The 17,057-nt window shown below is 50.1% G+C and carries 31 protein-coding genes; all 31 read left to right on the top strand.

Translation table 11 applies throughout. The annotated features are described in order from the left end of the window. The first annotated feature begins 132 nt into the window (after positions 1 to 132). From rpsL to rpsK, 31 genes are read left to right on the top strand one after another with little or no spacing between them, the layout of a single operon-like run. Positions 133 to 504: a 30S ribosomal protein S12 gene (gene rpsL / locus ICT70_RS06070; RefSeq protein ID WP_191154507.1), complete on the top strand. Its 372-nt coding sequence runs from the start codon at positions 133 to 135 to the stop codon at positions 502 to 504. 24 nt (positions 505 to 528) lie between these two features. Next, the gene (gene rpsG, locus ICT70_RS06065) at positions 529 to 999 is read left to right on the top strand and encodes a 30S ribosomal protein S7 (protein WP_191154506.1); all 471 of its coding nucleotides are present in this window, start codon (positions 529 to 531) and stop codon (positions 997 to 999) included. A 26-nt stretch (positions 1,000 to 1,025) separates the two neighbouring features. Then, a complete protein-coding gene (gene fusA, locus ICT70_RS06060; RefSeq protein WP_191154505.1) occupies positions 1,026 to 3,104 on the top strand; it encodes an elongation factor G in 2,079 nt (692 codons plus the stop codon). An 11-nt stretch (positions 3,105 to 3,115) separates the two neighbouring features. Further along, on the top strand, positions 3,116 to 4,309 hold the full coding sequence (gene tuf, locus ICT70_RS06055; protein ID WP_191154504.1) for an elongation factor Tu: 1,194 nt from the start codon (positions 3,116 to 3,118) through the stop codon (positions 4,307 to 4,309). A 23-nt stretch (positions 4,310 to 4,332) separates the two neighbouring features. Continuing rightward, positions 4,333 to 4,641 carry a 30S ribosomal protein S10 gene (gene rpsJ, locus ICT70_RS06050; protein ID WP_191154503.1) on the top strand — a complete coding sequence of 103 codons (309 nt, stop codon included), beginning with the start codon at positions 4,333 to 4,335 and terminating at the stop codon, positions 4,639 to 4,641. A gap of 37 nt (positions 4,642 to 4,678) precedes the next feature. Then, on the top strand, positions 4,679 to 5,302 hold the full coding sequence (gene rplC, locus ICT70_RS06045) for a 50S ribosomal protein L3 (protein ID WP_191154502.1): 624 nt from the start codon (positions 4,679 to 4,681) through the stop codon (positions 5,300 to 5,302). 27 nt (positions 5,303 to 5,329) lie between these two features. Continuing rightward, entirely contained in the window at positions 5,330 to 5,953 is a 624-nt protein-coding gene (rplD, locus tag ICT70_RS06040; protein ID WP_191154501.1) for a 50S ribosomal protein L4, read from the top strand. Next, positions 5,950 to 6,237, top strand: a complete 288-nt coding sequence (locus ICT70_RS06035; protein ID WP_191154500.1) for a 50S ribosomal protein L23 — start codon at positions 5,950 to 5,952, stop codon at positions 6,235 to 6,237. The genes rplD and ICT70_RS06035 overlap by 4 nt, the downstream gene beginning before the upstream one ends. 33 nt (positions 6,238 to 6,270) lie before the next feature. Next, the gene (gene rplB / locus ICT70_RS06030; protein ID WP_191154499.1) at positions 6,271 to 7,098 is read left to right on the top strand and encodes a 50S ribosomal protein L2; all 828 of its coding nucleotides are present in this window, start codon (positions 6,271 to 6,273) and stop codon (positions 7,096 to 7,098) included. Positions 7,099 to 7,122: 24 nt separating this feature from the next. Beyond that, positions 7,123 to 7,401: a 30S ribosomal protein S19 gene (gene rpsS, locus ICT70_RS06025; RefSeq protein WP_191154498.1), complete on the top strand. Its 279-nt coding sequence runs from the start codon at positions 7,123 to 7,125 to the stop codon at positions 7,399 to 7,401. 27 nt (positions 7,402 to 7,428) lie between these two features. Continuing rightward, the gene (rplV, locus tag ICT70_RS06020) at positions 7,429 to 7,761 is read left to right on the top strand and encodes a 50S ribosomal protein L22 (RefSeq protein WP_191154497.1); all 333 of its coding nucleotides are present in this window, start codon (positions 7,429 to 7,431) and stop codon (positions 7,759 to 7,761) included. A gap of 17 nt (positions 7,762 to 7,778) precedes the next feature. Continuing rightward, positions 7,779 to 8,429: a 30S ribosomal protein S3 gene (rpsC, locus tag ICT70_RS06015; protein WP_191154496.1), complete on the top strand. Its 651-nt coding sequence runs from the start codon at positions 7,779 to 7,781 to the stop codon at positions 8,427 to 8,429. A gap of 16 nt (positions 8,430 to 8,445) precedes the next feature. Continuing rightward, positions 8,446 to 8,868, top strand: a complete 423-nt coding sequence (gene rplP, locus ICT70_RS06010; RefSeq protein ID WP_191154495.1) for a 50S ribosomal protein L16 — start codon at positions 8,446 to 8,448, stop codon at positions 8,866 to 8,868. Further along, positions 8,858 to 9,049, top strand: coding sequence for a 50S ribosomal protein L29 (rpmC, locus tag ICT70_RS06005; RefSeq protein WP_191154494.1), 192 nt, complete (start codon positions 8,858 to 8,860; stop codon positions 9,047 to 9,049). The genes rplP and rpmC overlap by 11 nt, the downstream gene beginning before the upstream one ends. A 12-nt stretch (positions 9,050 to 9,061) precedes the next feature. Further along, on the top strand, positions 9,062 to 9,337 hold the full coding sequence (gene rpsQ, locus ICT70_RS06000; RefSeq protein ID WP_191154493.1) for a 30S ribosomal protein S17: 276 nt from the start codon (positions 9,062 to 9,064) through the stop codon (positions 9,335 to 9,337). An 11-nt stretch (positions 9,338 to 9,348) separates the two neighbouring features. Continuing rightward, positions 9,349 to 9,717 carry a 50S ribosomal protein L14 gene (gene rplN / locus ICT70_RS05995; protein ID WP_191154492.1) on the top strand — a complete coding sequence of 123 codons (369 nt, stop codon included), beginning with the start codon at positions 9,349 to 9,351 and terminating at the stop codon, positions 9,715 to 9,717. Positions 9,718 to 9,743: 26 nt separating this feature from the next. After that, on the top strand, positions 9,744 to 10,073 hold the full coding sequence (gene rplX, locus ICT70_RS05990; RefSeq protein WP_475597753.1) for a 50S ribosomal protein L24: 330 nt from the start codon (positions 9,744 to 9,746) through the stop codon (positions 10,071 to 10,073). A gap of 12 nt (positions 10,074 to 10,085) precedes the next feature. Next, positions 10,086 to 10,625, top strand: coding sequence for a 50S ribosomal protein L5 (gene rplE / locus ICT70_RS05985; RefSeq protein WP_191154491.1), 540 nt, complete (start codon positions 10,086 to 10,088; stop codon positions 10,623 to 10,625). 24 nt (positions 10,626 to 10,649) lie between these two features. After that, the gene (locus ICT70_RS05980; protein WP_191154490.1) at positions 10,650 to 10,835 is read left to right on the top strand and encodes a type Z 30S ribosomal protein S14; all 186 of its coding nucleotides are present in this window, start codon (positions 10,650 to 10,652) and stop codon (positions 10,833 to 10,835) included. 21 nt (positions 10,836 to 10,856) lie between these two features. Beyond that, positions 10,857 to 11,255 carry a 30S ribosomal protein S8 gene (rpsH, locus tag ICT70_RS05975; RefSeq protein WP_191154489.1) on the top strand — a complete coding sequence of 133 codons (399 nt, stop codon included), beginning with the start codon at positions 10,857 to 10,859 and terminating at the stop codon, positions 11,253 to 11,255. A 21-nt stretch (positions 11,256 to 11,276) separates the two neighbouring features. Then, a complete protein-coding gene (rplF, locus tag ICT70_RS05970) occupies positions 11,277 to 11,813 on the top strand; it encodes a 50S ribosomal protein L6 (protein WP_191154488.1) in 537 nt (178 codons plus the stop codon). 41 nt (positions 11,814 to 11,854) lie between these two features. Then, entirely contained in the window at positions 11,855 to 12,202 is a 348-nt protein-coding gene (gene rplR / locus ICT70_RS05965) for a 50S ribosomal protein L18 (protein ID WP_191154631.1), read from the top strand. Between the two features lie 12 nt (positions 12,203 to 12,214). Beyond that, positions 12,215 to 12,706 (top strand): 30S ribosomal protein S5, encoded by a 492-nt coding sequence (rpsE, locus tag ICT70_RS05960; RefSeq protein ID WP_191154487.1) that lies wholly within the window; start codon positions 12,215 to 12,217, stop codon positions 12,704 to 12,706. Positions 12,707 to 12,729: 23 nt separating this feature from the next. Beyond that, a complete protein-coding gene (gene rpmD, locus ICT70_RS05955) occupies positions 12,730 to 12,909 on the top strand; it encodes a 50S ribosomal protein L30 (RefSeq protein ID WP_191154486.1) in 180 nt (59 codons plus the stop codon). A gap of 23 nt (positions 12,910 to 12,932) precedes the next feature. Continuing rightward, positions 12,933 to 13,373, top strand: a complete 441-nt coding sequence (gene rplO / locus ICT70_RS05950) for a 50S ribosomal protein L15 (RefSeq protein WP_191154485.1) — start codon at positions 12,933 to 12,935, stop codon at positions 13,371 to 13,373. Further along, positions 13,373 to 14,683 carry a preprotein translocase subunit SecY gene (gene secY / locus ICT70_RS05945; RefSeq protein WP_191154484.1) on the top strand — a complete coding sequence of 437 codons (1,311 nt, stop codon included), beginning with the start codon at positions 13,373 to 13,375 and terminating at the stop codon, positions 14,681 to 14,683. Before rplO ends, secY begins: the two co-directional genes overlap by 1 nt. A gap of 9 nt (positions 14,684 to 14,692) precedes the next feature. Continuing rightward, entirely contained in the window at positions 14,693 to 15,340 is a 648-nt protein-coding gene (locus tag ICT70_RS05940) for an adenylate kinase (RefSeq protein WP_191154483.1), read from the top strand. Between the two features lies 1 nt (position 15,341). Continuing rightward, positions 15,342 to 16,094: a type I methionyl aminopeptidase gene (gene map / locus ICT70_RS05935; RefSeq protein WP_191154482.1), complete on the top strand. Its 753-nt coding sequence runs from the start codon at positions 15,342 to 15,344 to the stop codon at positions 16,092 to 16,094. 48 nt (positions 16,095 to 16,142) lie between these two features. Continuing rightward, positions 16,143 to 16,256: a 50S ribosomal protein L36 gene (gene rpmJ, locus ICT70_RS05930; RefSeq protein WP_191154481.1), complete on the top strand. Its 114-nt coding sequence runs from the start codon at positions 16,143 to 16,145 to the stop codon at positions 16,254 to 16,256. A 17-nt stretch (positions 16,257 to 16,273) separates the two neighbouring features. Beyond that, entirely contained in the window at positions 16,274 to 16,642 is a 369-nt protein-coding gene (gene rpsM, locus ICT70_RS05925; RefSeq protein ID WP_191154480.1) for a 30S ribosomal protein S13, read from the top strand. A gap of 11 nt (positions 16,643 to 16,653) precedes the next feature. Beyond that, positions 16,654 to 17,049, top strand: coding sequence for a 30S ribosomal protein S11 (rpsK, locus tag ICT70_RS05920; RefSeq protein ID WP_191154479.1), 396 nt, complete (start codon positions 16,654 to 16,656; stop codon positions 17,047 to 17,049). The last annotated feature ends 8 nt before the right edge of the window (positions 17,050 to 17,057 follow it).

The following is a 17,057-nucleotide window of genomic DNA, read 5'->3' as shown; positions in this document are numbered from 1 at the left end:
TTGCAAAAAAGCAAGCCGGGAATAAAAGAGCTTGACAAAGCATGGGCCGATTGATAATGTCTGCGAGTTTTCCTCGCGGAAAGCTTGGTAAATAGGTGATTGAAATGATGATAAAAAATTGGGAGCAACAAGATGCCAACAATTAACCAGCTGATTCGCAACGGACGTCAAAAGAGAGTGGTCAAGTCCAGCTCTCCGGCGTTAAAATCCTGTCCTCAGCGGCGTGGAGTCTGTACGCGGGTTTATACAACAACACCAAAGAAACCCAACTCGGCGTTGCGTAAAGTTGCGCGTGTTCGGTTGACCAACGGCATGGTCGTAACCTCTTATATCCCGGGGGTCGGTCACAATCTGCAGGAGCACTCTGTGGTCCTGATCAGGGGTGGCCGGGTAAAAGACTTGCCAGGTGTGCGTTATCATATTGTGCGTGGAACCCTTGACCTTGCCGGTGTTAAAGATCGTAAGCAGGGACGTTCCAAGTACGGCGCCAAGCGCCCGAAGTAAACAAAGTCGGAAGAAGAGGACCTTATGCCAAGAAGAAGAGAAGTTCCCAAGCGTGTAATTCTGCCTGATCCCAAGTTTGGCGATCAGTTGGTTGCCAAGTTTGTTAATAACGTCATGGTCGACGGCAAGAAGAGCACCGCCGAGCAGATCGTTTACGGCGCTTTTGATATTGTTGCTGAGCGCAGCGGCAATAACCCGCTTGACGTATTCAAAACAGCAATGGACAACGTCCGCCCCATGCTTGAGGTCAAATCCCGCCGGGTTGGCGGTTCGACTTATCAGGTGCCGGTTGAGGTGAGTCCGTCACGACGTACAGCTCTGGCGATGCGCTGGTTGGTGACCTACGCCAAGGGGCGTAGTGAGAAAACCATGTGTGAGCGCTTGGCAGGTGAGTTCCTTGATGCATCCAACAATCGTGGCACTGCAGTCAAGAAGCGTGAAGATACCCATCGAATGGCTGAAGCCAATAAGGCCTTTGCTCATTATCGCTGGTAGGCCCGGTTGTCATTAGGAGATAGATTGTGGCTCGTTTAGTACCACTGAATAGAACGCGTAATATCGGCATCATGGCCCATATTGACGCCGGTAAAACAACAACAACTGAGCGGATTCTTTTTTACACTGGAGTATCCCATAAGCTCGGTGAAGTCCACGATGGTGCTGCGACCATGGACTGGATGGAGCAGGAGCAGGAGCGCGGGATTACTATCACCTCCGCGGCTACCACCTGTTTCTGGAAAGACCATCGTATCAATATTATCGATACTCCCGGCCACGTGGATTTTACGATCGAAGTGGAACGCTCCCTCAAGGTCCTCGATGGTGCCGTTGCAGTCTTCTGTTCTGTTGGTGGCGTTGAGCCCCAATCTGAGACGGTCTGGCGTCAGGCCGACAAGTACGGCGTTCCCCGTATCGCATTTGTTAACAAGATGGATCGCATCGGTGCTGATTTCAATCGTGGTGTAGCGATGATCCGCGAGCGCCTCGGTGCCAATCCGCTACCGCTGCAATTGCCCATCGGGTCGGAGGAGAACTTCCGTGGCCTGGTCGATCTGGTTACTATGAAGGCGCTGGTGTGGGATGATGAATCTCTTGGTGCCAAGTATGACATTATCGATATCCCGGCTGAAATGGCTGACGAGGTTGAAGCCGCCCGTGAAGCCCTGCTCGAAGAGATTTCTTCCCACGATGATGTTCTGATGGAGAAATATCTGGCTGGCGAGTCCTTGAGCCTCGACGAAATCAAGGCAGCTATTCGCCAGGGAATGAAAAATATTCACTTCTGTCCGGTGTTGTGTGGCAGCGCATTCAAAAATAAGGGGGTTCAGACCCTGCTGGATGCTGTCGTTGATTATATGCCTTCTCCGGTTGATGTGCCGCCCATCAAGGGGTTGCATCCCGATACCGGCGCCGAACTGGAGCGCCCAGCTGCCGACGACGCTCCTTTTGCCGCGCTGGCATTTAAAATTATGACCGACCCCTTTGTTGGTCAGTTGAGTTTTTTCCGCGTTTATTCCGGGATTGCTGAATCCGGTTCGACCGTTCTGAATTCCACCAAGGGCAAGAAAGAGCGCTTCGGCCGCCTGCTCAAGATGCACGCCAATAAGCGTGAAGAAGTTAAGCAGGTATTTGCTGGAGATATTGCTGCCGCCGTCGGTTTGAAACATACAACCACCGGCGATACCCTTTGTAGTCCCGAGCATCCGGCCCTGCTGGAGTCGATGGAGTTTCCCGAGCCGGTTATTCACCTCTCGGTAGAACCCAAGACCAAGGCTGATCAGGAGAAGATGGGTGTGGCCCTGGGCAAGCTCTTGTCTGAGGATCCGTCCATGCGGGTTCGTACCGATGAAGAAACCGGCCAGACCATTCTTTCCGGTATGGGCGAATTGCACTTGGAAATCATTGTTGATCGCATGAAGCGTGAGTTCAAGGTCGAGTGCAATGTTGGTGCCCCGCAGGTTGCCTACCGTGAATCGATTACCAAATCTGTTCAGGTTCAGGGCAAATTCGTGCGCCAGTCTGGTGGTCGTGGTCAGTACGGTGATTGCTGGTTGCGGATCGAGCCGGGCGAGCCGGGCGAGGGCTTTACCTTTATTGATGAAATCAAGGGTGGAGTGATCCCGCGCGAGTATATTCCGGCGGTCGGTAAAGGTGCAGAAGAAGCAGCTCAGAATGGTGTTCTGGCTGGTTTCCCGATCGTTGATGTGCGTGTTGCTGTTTTCGATGGTTCTTATCATGATGTTGACTCCTCGGAAATGGCATTTAAGATTGCCGGATCCATGGGCTTTAAAGAAGGGGCCAAAAAGGCTGCGCCGGCACTGCTCGAGCCGATTATGGCGGTTGAGGTTGTCGTCCCGGAAGAATACATGGGTGATGTCATCGGTGATTTGAACAGTCGTCGTGGACGCATCATGGGGATGGACTCTCGCGCTGGGGCCCAGGTTGTTAGTGCCCACGTCCCCTTGTCGAGCATGTTCGGCTATGCTACCGATTTGCGCAGTGCTACCCAGGGTCGTGCGACCTATACGATGGTGTTTGATCATTATGAGCAGGTACCAAAAGCGATCAGTGAAGAAGTTATTGCCAAGGTTAATGGCTAGAGGAGTTTACAATGGCGAAGGCAAAATTTGAGCGGTTAAAGCCGCACGTTAACGTTGGAACAATTGGTCACGTCGACCATGGCAAGACCACCCTGACCGCTGCGATCACCAGGGTTCTGGCAGAGAAGATGGGCAAAGGTGAGGTCAAAGCCTTTGACCAGATCGACAACGCCCCCGAAGAGCGCGAGCGTGGTATCACCATCGCCACCGCCCACGTTGAGTACGAGACCGAGAACCGTCACTATGCTCACGTTGACTGCCCCGGTCACGCCGACTATGTCAAGAACATGATCACCGGAGCCGCGCAGATGGACGGCGCCATTCTGGTTGTTTCAGCCGCCGACGGCCCGATGCCCCAGACCCGTGAGCACATCCTGCTCGCCCGTCAGGTTGGCGTACCGGCGATGGTTGTCTTTTTGAACAAAGCCGACATGGTTGATGACGAAGAACTGCTTGAGCTGGTCGATATGGAAATTCGCGAGCTGCTGTCCAGCTACGATTTCCCTGGTGATGATATTCCGATCATCGCCGGCAGTGCCCTGGCCGCCCTCGAAGGGCGTGACGACGAGATCGGCAAGAACAAGGTTCTCGAGCTGATGGACGCCGTTGACAGCTACATCCCCGAGCCCGAGCGGGCGATTGACCGTCCGTTCCTGATGCCGGTTGAAGATGTCTTCTCCATCTCCGGCCGTGGTACTGTTGCCACCGGGCGGATCGAGCGCGGCATCATCAAGGTGCAGGAAGAAGTTGCCATCGTCGGCATGAAGCCCACCGTCAAGACGGTTGTTACCGGCGTCGAGATGTTCCGCAAGCTGCTCGATCAGGGGCAGGCCGGCGACAATGTCGGCATCCTGTTGCGCGGCGTCAAGCGTGAAGATATCGAGCGTGGCCAAGTGCTGGCCAAGCCCGGCAGTATCACCCCGCACACCAAGTTCAAGGCCGAAGCCTACATCCTGACCAAGGAAGAAGGAGGACGTCATACCCCCTTCTTCAAAGGCTACCGTCCCCAGTTCTATTTCCGGACCACCGACGTGACCGGGATTGTCGAGCTGCCGGAAGGCGTTGAGATGGTCATGCCGGGCGATAACATCGCTATGACGGTTGATCTGATCACCCCGATTGCGATGGATAAAGAGTTGCGCTTTGCAATCCGCGAAGGTGGCCGTACTGTCGGCGCCGGCGTTGTCAGTGAAGTGATTGAGTAACAATAAAAAACTGAGGAAAACAGATGTCTACACAAAAAATCAGAATTCGCCTGAAGGCCTATGATCACAGCCTGCTGGATCAGGCTGTAGCAGAGATTGTTGATACGACCAAACGCACTGGTTCCCGCTTGGTCGGCCCTATTCCTCTGCCCACTATAATCAATAAATACTGTGTGCTTCGTGGTCCCCATGTCGATAAAAAGAGTCGCGAGCAGTTTGAAATCCGGACTCACAAGCGCCTGCTCGATATTATGGACCCAACTCAGCAGACTGTTGACGCACTGATGAAACTCGATTTGTCAGCAGGTGTAGACGTGGAAATTAAGCTCTAAGCGTTTGTTATTTAAGCGATAAATTAAGGCTACGACAATGATCAATGGATTGTTAGGAAAAAAAATAGGGATGTCGCAAACATATGCGGCCGATGGGCGCCGCATTCCGGTGACGGTTATTGAAGCCGGTCCCTGCACTGTGCTGCAACTGAAAACTGTCGGTACCGATGGTTACGATGCTGCCCAGCTCGGCTTTGGTGTCAAAAGTGCACACCGCGTCAACAAGCCGGAAATGGGTCACTTTAAAAAGGCCGGTCAAGGTGCTTTTGCCTTTGTCCGCGAATTTCAAACGGCTGGTACCTGTGCCGTCGGTGATCAGTTTTCCTGTGATATATTCAAGCCGGGAGACCGGATTGATGTGACGGCTACCAGTAAGGGTAAGGGGTTTCAGGGCGTTATTAAGCGTTGGGGTTTTTCTGGCGGTCGCGCCAGTCATGGTTCCATGTTTAAGCGCAGAACCGGCTCTATTGGTCAGTCAGCTACCCCAGCCAGGGTCGTAAAAGGCAAGAAGATGCCCGGTCAGATGGGTAATCAACGAACGACTACCCAGAATCTGGTTGTTGTTGATGTCAGACCGGAACAAAATCTTATTCTTGTTTGTGGTGCTGTTCCTGGCCCTAAAAACGGACTGGTAGAGATTCGCAAAGGCATTAAGGCTTAGCAGGCCAGGAGCTTCAGGAGTTAGATAATGGCAACAGCAACCTTGTATGATCAGAATAAAAATCAGGTAGGTGAGTGTACCCTGTCGGATTCAGTTTTTAATGTTGAAGTCAGAGCCTATTTGCTTCATGACATGGTTCGTTATCAGCGCGCGGCCCGGCGTCAGGGAACGGCGGCGGTTAAAAACCGCAGTGCCGTATCCGGTGGCGGCAAGAAGCCTTATCGCCAGAAGGGGACTGGTAACGCCCGGCAAGGAACAATTCGCGCTCCCCATTTTGTTGGTGGTGGCGTAGCCTTTGGTCCGAGCCCCCGTTCTTTTACCTTCAAGCTGAATCGTAAGGTCAAGAAGGCTGCTCTTTGCAGTGCCCTTTCAGCTCGTTTCCAGGCTGAAAAGTTACTGTTGCTCAAAGAGCTTTCGCTTGATGCGATCAGCACGAAGGAATTCCGCCAGATCGTTGAGCGTTTTGAGTTGGAAGGTGCGCTGATTGTTATTGACAGTGAAAACAAAAATGTGGAACTGTCCGCGCGCAACCTACCTAAAGTCAAAGTGCTGCGAGCCGCCGGCATCAATGTCTATGATATTCTCAAATATCCGAATCTGATGATGACAGAGGCGGCTGTGACAGAAGTAGAAGGAGCATTGGAGCAATGAAACCACTGCATCAGATTATTCGTAAGCCCTTGATCACTGAAAAAGGGAACCTGCTCAAAGAGGATTCCGGTGTCGTAACTTTTGAAGTTGCGCGTGGTGCCAATAAAATTGAGATCAAACGCGCTATTGAAGATGCTTTTGATGTTAAGGTCAAAACCGTTAACACTGCTGTCGTTCGTGGCAAGGTAAAGCGTGTGGGTACCAACCTGGGGCAACGTAATAATTGGAAAAAGGCATTTGTAACCCTCGCAGAGGGTAATGACATCGATTTTTTCGGCGTCTAATCAGTACGCTTAGCAGGTATGGAGTAGCTAATTATGGGCATCAGAAAATATAATCCGACTTCTCCAGGGCGTCGTCAGATGACGTCCTCGACTTTTGAAGAAATAACCAAAAGCAAGCCGGAAAGATCATTACTAGAACCGATTAAGCGTAGTGGCGGCCGTAACAATGCTGGACGCATTACCAAGAGACACACCGGTGGCGGGCATAAAAAGCAGTATCGCGTCATTGATTTTCGTCGTGACAAGATGGAAGTTCCTGCTAAGGTTGCAGCGGTTGAATATGACCCCAACCGTAGCGCCCGGATAGCCTTGTTGTTTTATGCTGATGGTGAAAAGCGCTATATTCTGGCACCATCAGGGCTCAATGTAGGTGATACTGTGATAGCCAGCGAGGGGGCAGATATTCGTCCCGGTAACGCTCTTGCTATTCGCTCAATCCCCCTGGGTACCTGGGTCCACAATGTTGAGCTCAAGGTTGGCAAGGGTGGACAGTTGGCACGTAGCGCCGGTACCTACGCCCAGATCGCAGCAAAAGAAGGTCGTTATGCGCAGTTGCGTTTACCTTCGGGCGAGGTACGTCTGGTACTTCAGGAATGCCGCGCGACTATTGGTCAGGTAGGAAATCTTGATCACGAAAAAATCAAGATTGGTAAGGCTGGCCGTAATCGTTGGTTAGGTAAAAGACCACAATCACGTGGTGTGGCCATGAACCCGGTTGATCACCCCCATGGTGGTGGTGAAGGTAAGAGCTCCGGTGGGCGGCATCCGGTTACTCCCTGGGGCGTCCCAACCAAAGGCTACAAAACCAGATCCAACAAGCGTACTGACAATTTTATTGTTCGTCGTAGAAATAAAAAATAGTTTATAAGCCTGTAGGAGGCGTACGTGGCAAGATCGGTAAAAAAAGGACCTTACGTACAAGAATCATTGATGCGTAAAGTTGAAGTTGAGGGCGATGCAAGTCGCACCAAGGTAGTCAAGACCTGGTCTCGGCGGTCGACAATTATTCCTGAATTCGTTGGTATGACCTTTGCTGTACACAACGGCAAAAAATTTGTGCCGGTGTTTGTCAGTGAAAATATGGTTGGTCATAAGCTCGGTGAATTCGCGCCAACCCGTACCTACTACGGCCATGGCAGTGACAAGAAAAGCAAGGTCAGATAGTTTCTATCCTGACAGGAGTTTCGAATAATGGAAGCACAAGCTAAGTTACGAAATGTCCGTCTTTCTCCACGTAAGGCGCGACTGGTAGTAGATATGATTCGTGGTAAGGATATTCAGGATGCTCTTAACTTGTTGCGCTTTTCTCCCCAGAAAAGTGCTCCGATAGTTAGCAAGTTGCTCAAGTCGGCAGTGGCCAATGCAGAGCAGCTGGGTGCAGCTGATGTCGACAAGTTGTTTGTCAAATCGATTATGGTTGATCAGGGTCCAGTGCTTAAGCGGTTTATGCCGCGGGCTCAAGGGCGTGCCAGCCGGATTCGTAAACCGACCAGCCACATTACAGTGGTATTGAACGTCAAGTAATTCGAGGAGGTATCCCTTTGGGCCAGAAAGTTCATCCGATAGGATTTCGTCTGGGTATCAACCGGACTTGGGAGTCCCGCTGGTATGCAGATGGTGATTATGCAGCTAAACTTCATGCAGACTTGAAGCTTCGGGCATTTTTGAAGAAACGTCTTTTTCATGCGGGCATTTCCAAAATAGAGCTTGAGCGCGCTGCGAATAAAGTCAAAATCAATATTTATGCTGCGCGTCCGGGTATTATTATTGGTAAAAAAGGGTCAGAAGTTGAAGTTTTGAAAGCAGAATTGGCCAAGATTACCGATGATGAGTGCTTTATTAATATTCAGGAGGTTCGCAAGCCTGAAGTTGATGCGCAACTTGTTGCTGAGAACGTGGTTCTGCAACTTGAGAGACGGGTTGCTTTCCGGCGGGCGATGAAACGAAGTGTCACAATGGCCTTGAAATTCGGGGCCAAAGGGATCAAGATCACCTGTTCCGGTCGCCTCGGTGGTGCTGAGATGAGTCGAACCGAATGGTACCGTGAGGGTCGCGTTCCACTGCATACCTTGCGCGCTGACATTGACTACGGTTTTGCTGAAGCAAAGACGACCTACGGAATTATTGGAGTGAAGGTACTCATTTTCAAAGGTGAAGTGCTAGGCAAGGAAAAAGAACAGCCAGCGGGCTGATCAGGAGTTACACATCATGTTAATGCCCAAGAAGGTGAAACATAGAAAGCAATTTACCGGCAGGATGACCGGACAGGCCACTCGTGGTACCGAAGTGAGCTTCGGTGATTACGCGCTCCAGGCGACTGAGTGTGGCTGGTTGTCATCCCGTCAGATTGAAGCTGCACGTCGCGCCATGACGCGTTATATCAAACGCGGCGGCAAAATCTGGATTCGTGCGTTTCCTCATAAGCCGGTCACCAGCAAGCCAGCTGAAACTCGTATGGGTAAAGGTAAAGGCTCCCTTGATAAATGGGTAGCTGTCGTCAAGCCGGGACATATCCTTTATGAAATGCAGGGTGTAACCGAAGAAATCGCCCGTGAGGCATTTCGTCTTGGTGCCCATAAGCTGCCGATGAAAACCCGGTTTGTGAAGAGAGAGGACGGCAATGAAGGCTAGTGAATTTAAGGATCTCAGTATCGATGAGCTTTGTGCCAAAGAGACCGAACTGCATAAGGAATTATTTAATCTGCGTTTTCAGTTGCATACCGGGCACTTAGAGAACTCAGCCAGAGTGTCCCAGGTGCGCAAGGATATTGCTCGGGTTAAGACATTTCTGTCCAGCAAGCAACAAGCTTAAGTGAGAGGCCACATGAGTCAAGAAGTTACAGAACGCGGCAAGAGAAATACCAGGGTTGGAATCGTTGTCAGCGACAAGATGGATAAAACCGTCGTCGTTAAGATGGATAACCTGGTTAAGCATAGTATGTACAAAAAAATCATCAAGCGGAAAGTTACCTGTAAAGCTCACGACGAGACTAACAGCTGTTCCGTCGGTGATAAGGTTCTTATAGTTGAATCCAGACCCTTGTCCAAGGACAAGCGGTGGCGTGTGCGCCAGATACTGGAGAAAGCCGTTACGGCGTAGGAGTTAATGTCATGATCCAGATGCAATCCATGCTTAGCGTGGCAGATAATTCCGGGGCCAAGAAACTGTGCTGTATCAAGGTTCCCGGTGGTTCCAAGCGCAAATACGCCGGAGTTGGCGATATCATCATATGCAGCGTGAAAGAGGCTCTGCCAAATTCTAAAGTTAAAAAGGGCGACGTTGTGCGTGCGGTCATTGTCCGGACAACCAAAGAGGTGCCCCGTCCGGATGGATCTTTTATCCGTTTTGACACCAACTCTGCTGTAGTTGTCAATAATGGTAATGAGCCGATCGGAACCCGTATTTTTGGCCCTGTTGCCAGAGAACTGCGCGCTCGCCATTTTGTGAAAATCGCGTCGCTGGCTCCGGAAGTTCTGTAGTAAATTATCACTGGAGAAATTAAGTAATGTCTATAGCTAAACTGCATGTCAAAAAAGATGACATGGTAAAGATTATCGCCGGCAAAGAGCGTGGCAAGACAGGTAAGGTGCTGCGCATTATGCCTGACAAGGGGCGGGTCATTGTTGAAAGTTTAAACGTTGTGAAGCGTCATACGCGACCGAGCCAGCTCAACCCGGAGGGCGGCATTGTTGAAAAAGAAGCTGCAATCAGTCTTTCCAATGTGATGTTGGTCTGCGGCTCCTGTAATGAGCCGACGCGTACCGGCGTGCGTAAACTCGAAGATGGTAATAAAACCCGTTACTGTAAGAAATGTAACGCGAGCGTTGATAAGTAAACGGAGATCTTGATGGCCAGGTTAAAGCAGATGCATCTTCAGGAGCAGGTCCCGGCTCTGATGAAAGAATTCCAGTACAGAAATGTGATGGAAGTTCCAAGAATTGAGAAGGTAGTTCTTAACATGGGACTCGGGGAAGCGATTCAGAACCCTAAGCTTCTCGAATCGGCAGTTGAGGAGCTCGGTCGGATTACCGGACAAAAGGCAGTTATTACTAAGGCAAGAAAGTCGATCGCCAGCTTTAAGCTGCGTGAAGAAATGTCGATTGGAGCATGCGTTACCCTGCGCCAAGATCGGGCCTGGGAGTTTCTCGATCGCCTTATTAACGTTGCCTTGCCACGTGTTCGCGACTTTAAGGGAATTTCACCAAAGGCTTTTGATGGTCGTGGTAATTACACCCTAGGTATCCGCGAACAACTTATTTTTCCCGAAATCGATCTCGATCTTATTGCCAAGGTTTCCGGAATGAACATTACCATTGTTACAACGGCCAAAACAGACGAGGAAGGACGTGCTCTCTTGTCCGGCCTTGGCATGCCGTTCAGAAAATAGTTATTACCCGAAGCGGAGGAAACTGTGGCAAAGAAATCGATGATTGCTAAATCACAACGAACCCAAAAGTTCGGAGTTCGTCAGTATAATCGCTGCCCGATTTGCGGTCGTCCACGTGCTTATTATCGTAAGTTTGATATGTGCAGAATTTGTCTGCGGAAACTGGCGTCCGAAGGAAAAATTCCCGGAGTCGTCAAGTCCAGCTGGTAACAGCGTTAAGGAGAACCATTTATGTCCATGACAGATCCGATGGCAGATTTGCTGACCCGCATTCGTAATGCAGGCATGGCCGGTCATGCAAAACTTGATGTGCCGTCGAGCAATATGAAGGTTGCGGTTGCAACGGTATTGCATGAGCAGGGTTATTTGAAAAATTTTAAAGTCATTAGTGATAAAAAACAAGGTATCCTGCGTATCTTCCTGAAATACGATGATAACCAATCGCCTGTTATTCATGAGATTAAGCGAATTTCAAAGCCTGGTTGCCGCGTCTACGTCAGTAAGGATGAAATACCCAGGGTTAAAAATGGCCTCGGAGTATCCATATTGTCGACCTCCAGGGGTGTCATGGACGACGTCTCTGCGCGCCGTGAGAATGTTGGTGGCGAAGTTATCTGTACCATCTGGTAAAGCAGAGCGAGGAGTATCAAAATGTCACGTATAGGAAAGTTGCCAGTTGCCATTCCTGCTGGAGTAAAGGTTTCTCTGAGTGGAAATGAGATGACCGTGACTGGGCCAAAAGGAACATTGAAACAATCATTGCATGAGCGCATGGTGATTGCTGTGGAGGCGGAGCAAATTATTGTCAATCGTCCCAGTAACGAAAAAACCGATCTCGCATTGCATGGTTTGACCCGTTCCCTGATCAATAATATGGTAGTAGGGGTCTCTCAGGGCTTTAAAAAGGCCCTTGAAATCAATGGTGTTGGTTACCGGGCTGAAATCAGTGGCAATGTGTTGACCATGTCGCTTGGTTATTCCCACCCGGTGGTTTATGAGCTGCCTGAAGGTATCTCCGTTGAAGTTGAAAAGCAGACCAAGTTGAGCGTTGTCGGCATTGATAAGCAACTGGTTGGTTCGACCTCAGCCAAAATACGCTCTTTCCGGGCCCCGGAACCTTACAAAGGTAAAGGCATCAAGTATGCCGATGAACGTATTCTGCGTAAAGCCGGCAAAACTGGTAAATAGATGATTATAAAGCAAGGAGCAAGACGGTGAATGTTTCTCAGATGAGACGTCAGGCACGACTCAAGCGTCAAGCCCGCGTGCGTAAAAAAGTTCGTGGAACAAGTGAGCGCCCCAGGCTGTCTGTTTTTCGCAGTGCAAATCATATTTATGCCCAGATTATTGATGACACTGCAGGTGCTACTTTAGTGGCGGCCTCAACGTTAGAAAGCGGCATCGATATGAACCACAAGGGCAATGTGGAAGCTGCAAAGGTTGTGGGCGCAGCTGTTGCTCGCAAGGCACTGGAAAAGAATATCAGCAATGTTGTTTTTGATCGAAATGGATTCCTGTATCAGGGGCGCGTTCAGGCTCTGGCCGATGCGGCACGGGAAGCTGGACTCAAACTATAGAGGAGATGATCTGTGCTGCGCATTGATCCAGATAAATTGAAATTGACCGACCGGGTAATTCATATCAATCGTAATGCCAAAGTTGTAAAAGGTGGACGTCGATTCAGCTTTTCTGCCCTGGTTGTTGTCGGTGATGGTGATGGTCATGTTGGTTATGGTCTTGGTAAGGCCAAAGAAGTGCCGGAAGCGATCCGTAAGGCGGTTGAGCAAGCCAAGAAAAGCCTGATCCGGGTTCCGATCCAGCAGGGAAGTACTATCCCTTATGATGTTGTCGGCAAGTTTGGAGCAGGCAGGGTGTTGCTTAAGCCCGCATCAGAGGGTACCGGGGTTATTGCCGGTGGCGCAGTGCGACCGGTTCTTGAGTCGGTCGGGGTTGGTAACGTATTGACTAAATGTCTGGGCACAAACAACCCGCACAATGTCGTCAAAGCTACTATTAATGCTTTAAAGATGCTTAAAAGTCCTGAAGAGATTTACGCACGTCGCGGTATCAACCAGGCTTAAGCAAGAAAACAGGGAGATGCAGGATGGCGACAGAAGTTAAGGTCACCTTAAAAAAGAGTCCTATTGGCCGTAAGGCTTATTTTTCCAATGTACTCAAAGGCCTCGGGTTTAGACGCCTGAATCAGACAGTGACACTGCAGGATACTCCGGAAATACGTGGGATGATCCGCAAGGTTGAGCATATGGTTGTCGTTGAGGACTGACTACAAAAATAAAGGGCAGTAACATGGATTTAAGTCAATTGAAACCGGCTCCCGGTTCAACAAAAAATAGAAAACGTATCGGTCGCGGTCCAGGCTCCGGCACAGGAAAAACTGCCGGCAAGGGTCACAAAGGTCAAAAGGCTCGTAGTGGCGGCAGTATTAAGCCCGGCTTTGAGGGGGGACAGATGCCCCTGCAGCGTCGTTTGCCCAAGCGTGGATTTACCTCGATTAACAAGAAAGATTATAACCTCGTTAATCTGCGCGATCTGGAGTGTTTCGATGCCGATGCCACCGTCACCCTTGAGCTCTATGGCAAGGCCGGCCTGGTGAAGAAAATGAAGGATGGGATTAAGATCCTTGCCGATGGCGAACTGTCTAAGGCGTTGACCGTCCAGGCCCATAAATTCAGCAGCGCAGCTGTCGAAAAGATTGAAGCCGCAGGTGGTAAGGCTGAGGTTATTTGATGTTATCAACTGTACAGAATATTCTGGCAATACCGGAACTACGCCGCAGGATTGCTTTCACCCTTACTATTCTTGCAGTTTACCGCATTGGTTGCCATGTTCCTACGCCGGGCATTGATGGACAGGTTCTCTCGCAGTTCTTTGCCGGAACTGAAGGAACACTCCTGGGTCTCGTCAGTGCCTTCACTGGCGGTGCGCTTGAGATGATGGCTGTTTTTGCACTGGGCATCATGCCTTATATTAGTGCCTCCATCATCCTGCAACTGCTCACGGTGGTTTATGAGCCCTTGGAAAAGTTATCCAAGGAAGGTGAGCAGGGGCGTAAAAAGATTACTGAATATACCCGCTACGGAACAATTGTTCTGGCCATCATCCAGGGCGCCGGTATGGCTTATGGGCTTCAAGGGATGGTTGGTCCAGCCGGCGAACCGGTAGTGCCGAATCCGGGAGTCGGTTTTATTCTGATGACCGTGATCACCCTGACCGCTGGAACTGCCTTTGTCATGTGGTTGGGTGAGCAGATTACTGAGCGTGGTATCGGTAACGGTATTTCGTTGATTATATTCGCCGGTATTGTGGCAGGAATGCCTTCGGCCATCGTCAATACCCTGCGGCTGCTCGAAACCGGGGCGATGACACCAACCGTCATTATCTTTATTCTGGCCTTGATGCTTGCCACCGTGGGTGCCATCGTTTTCATGGAGCGAGCCCAGCGTAGAGTGCCGATTCATTATGCAAAACGTGTTGTCGGCATGCGCAATATGGGGGGCCAATCGAGCCATCTACCCATGAAGATCAACATGGCTGGGGTTATACCCCCAATCTTCGCCAGTTCGATCATGATGTTTCCTGCTACCATTGCCAGTTTTGTCGATGCCCCCTGGGTTCAGCAGGTTTCCGCCTATTTGTCGCCGGAGCATCTGGTTTACAATATATTTTATGTTGCATTTATTGTTTTCTTCTGCTACTTCTACACGGCTATAACCTTTAACCCGGTTAACGTAGCCGAAAACATCAAGAATCAAGGTGGTTTTGTCCCGGGGATTAGACCCGGTAAGGAGACCGCGACCTATCTTGATACGGTCTTGAGTCGCTTAACGTTTGCAGGTGCCATTTACGTATCAGCCGTATGTGTGTTGCCTACAATCTTAATCAGTCAATTGAACGTGCCATTTTTCTTTGGTGGTACGGCTTTGCTCATTGTTGTTGCTGTCGGCATGGATACATCCGCACAGATTGATGCCCATCTGATATCGCGTTCGTACGAGGGTTTTATGAAGGGTGTTACCCTCAAGGGACGCCACGGTTAGGTTTTTGTTATGAATTTGATTTTGCTTGGACCTCCTGGTGCAGGAAAAGGTACCCAGTCTGTTTTATTAGAAAAGCGCTTTAATATTCCGCAGATTTCTACCGGTGATATGTTGCGCGCAGCAGTCAAGGCATCAACTCCCATGGGGCTTGCAGCAAAGGCTTACATGGATGCCGGTGACCTGGTCCCGGATAGTGTGGTTGTTGGAATTGTCCATGAGCGACTGCAGGAGCCTGACTGTGCCGACGGTTTTATCCTTGATGGATTTCCTCGGACGGTACCTCAAGCTGATGCCCTCAATGAATCGTTGACTCAATTGACGAAAGGACTGGATGCCGTTGTTTCTTTGCAGGTCAATGTCAGCGTACTGGTTGAGCGATTAACCGGTCGTCGCACCTGCAAAAACTGTGGGAAAGGCTTTCATCTCAAGTTTGATCCTCCGGCGCAAGATGGTTCCTGTTCTGCCTGCTCTGGTGAGCTGACCCAGCGTGATGATGATCACGAAGAGACAATCCGTCGCCGGATGGATACCTATCATCAACAGACGGCACCGCTTGAAGATTATTATCGCCGAGCAGGGATTTTGTTGACGGTGGATGGTATGTCCGGCATAGAAGATGTCCAGCAGGAGATTCTGGCTGGGTTACAGGCGCGCTGAATTGATAGTAATAAAGTCGCAAGCTGAAGTTAAAAAAATGCGTCGTGCCGGGCGGATGGTCGCAGACGTCTTAATGTTGCTGCGAGACAAGATCAAGCCTGGGATCACCTCCCTCGAGCTCGATGTTATTGCCTATAATCAGTGTCGTAAATGGAATGTCAAGCCTGCTTTTAAGGGCTACGGTGGTTTTCCTTTTACTATCTGCGCTTCACCCAATGAGCAGATTGTTCACGGCTTTCCAAATGCCACTCCATTGGTTGAGGGTGATATTTTAAGTGTCGATTTCGGCTTGATCTGTGATGGCTATTACGGTGATCATGCCATTACCTTTGCGGTAGGCGAGATTGACAGTGAAAGCCAGCGGTTGCTGGATGTAACCTTTAGATCTCTGCACCAAGGGATTGAAGCTGCGCGGCCAGATGGCTGTTTGTCGGACATTTCACACGCTGTACAGTCCTGTGTTGAAGATGCAGGCTTTAGTGTGGTGCGTGAATTTGTTGGTCATGGTATCGGCCGTCAGCTCCATGAAGACCCACAGATCCCGAACTACGGTTCGCCTGGTGGCGGGCCTAGATTGCGCCCGGGAATGACTCTGGCCATTGAACCAATGGTCAATATTGGTAAACCTGGCGTGTCAATCCTTGATGACGGCTGGACTGCTGTCACGGTTGATGGCAAACGCTCAGCCCATTTTGAGCACACGATAGCGATAACTGAAAACGGTCCGGAGATACTCTCCCGGATTGATACATAGTCACTCCCATTTCATGTGATGGGAAATGGATAGGAAAAGGATCTCACAATGAAGGTAAGAGCTTCGGTCAAGAAGATCTGTGATAAGTGCAAAACCATTAAACGCAAAGGTGTTATCCGGATCATCTGCGAGAATCCCAAACACAAGCAAAGACAGGGATAAGGCCCTAGGAGGAAAAATTGGCACGTATTGCTGGAGTTGATCTCCCGCGCAACAAGCGCATTGAAGTGGCAATGACCTATGTATATGGGATCGGCCGCACTAAATCTAAAGAAATTCTTGATCAGGCTGGTGTTGATTATAACGCTTCCACAGATGATCTGACCGAGACTGAGCTGGCAACGATTCGTGAATTGGTTGACCATAACTGTCGAGTGGAGGGTGATTTGCGCCGCGAGGTTTCGATGAATATCAAGCGTCTGATGGACCTTGGATGTTATCGTGGACTTCGTCACCGTAAAGGCTTGCCGGTGCGCGGACAGAACACCAAGAATAATTCACGGACCCGTAAAGGTCCCAAGAAGACTGTTGCCGGCAAGAAGAAATAAGCGGAGTTATCATGGCCAAATCAGGTAAGAAAATCGTACGTAAAAAGGTTGAAAAAAAGAATATCGCGCGCGGAGTCGCACATATCCAGTCGACCTTTAATAATACTATTGTGACCATCACCGACCCTGTGGGTAACGTGGTAGCCTGGTCAACCTCGGGGGCAAAAGGTTTTAAGGGCTCGCGTAAAAGTACCCCCTTTGCTGCCCAGATTGCCGCTGAAGAAGCTGCAACCAAAGCCATGGAGCATGGTATGCGCTCGGTAGAGGCCTATATCAAGGGTCCAGGTAGTGGTAGAGAGTCGGCGTTACGTGCCCTCTCCCTTGCCGGACTGACAGTGACAATGATTAAGGACGTCACTCCAATCCCCCACAATGGCTGTCGTCCACCCAAGCGTCGTCGCGTTTAAGCAACAAG

Source organism: Pelovirga terrestris (genome assembly GCF_014773365.1).
GTDB lineage: Bacteria > Desulfobacterota > Desulfuromonadia > Desulfuromonadales > Geopsychrobacteraceae > Pelovirga > Pelovirga terrestris.
This window is presented reverse-complemented; position numbering and strand designations above follow the sequence as displayed.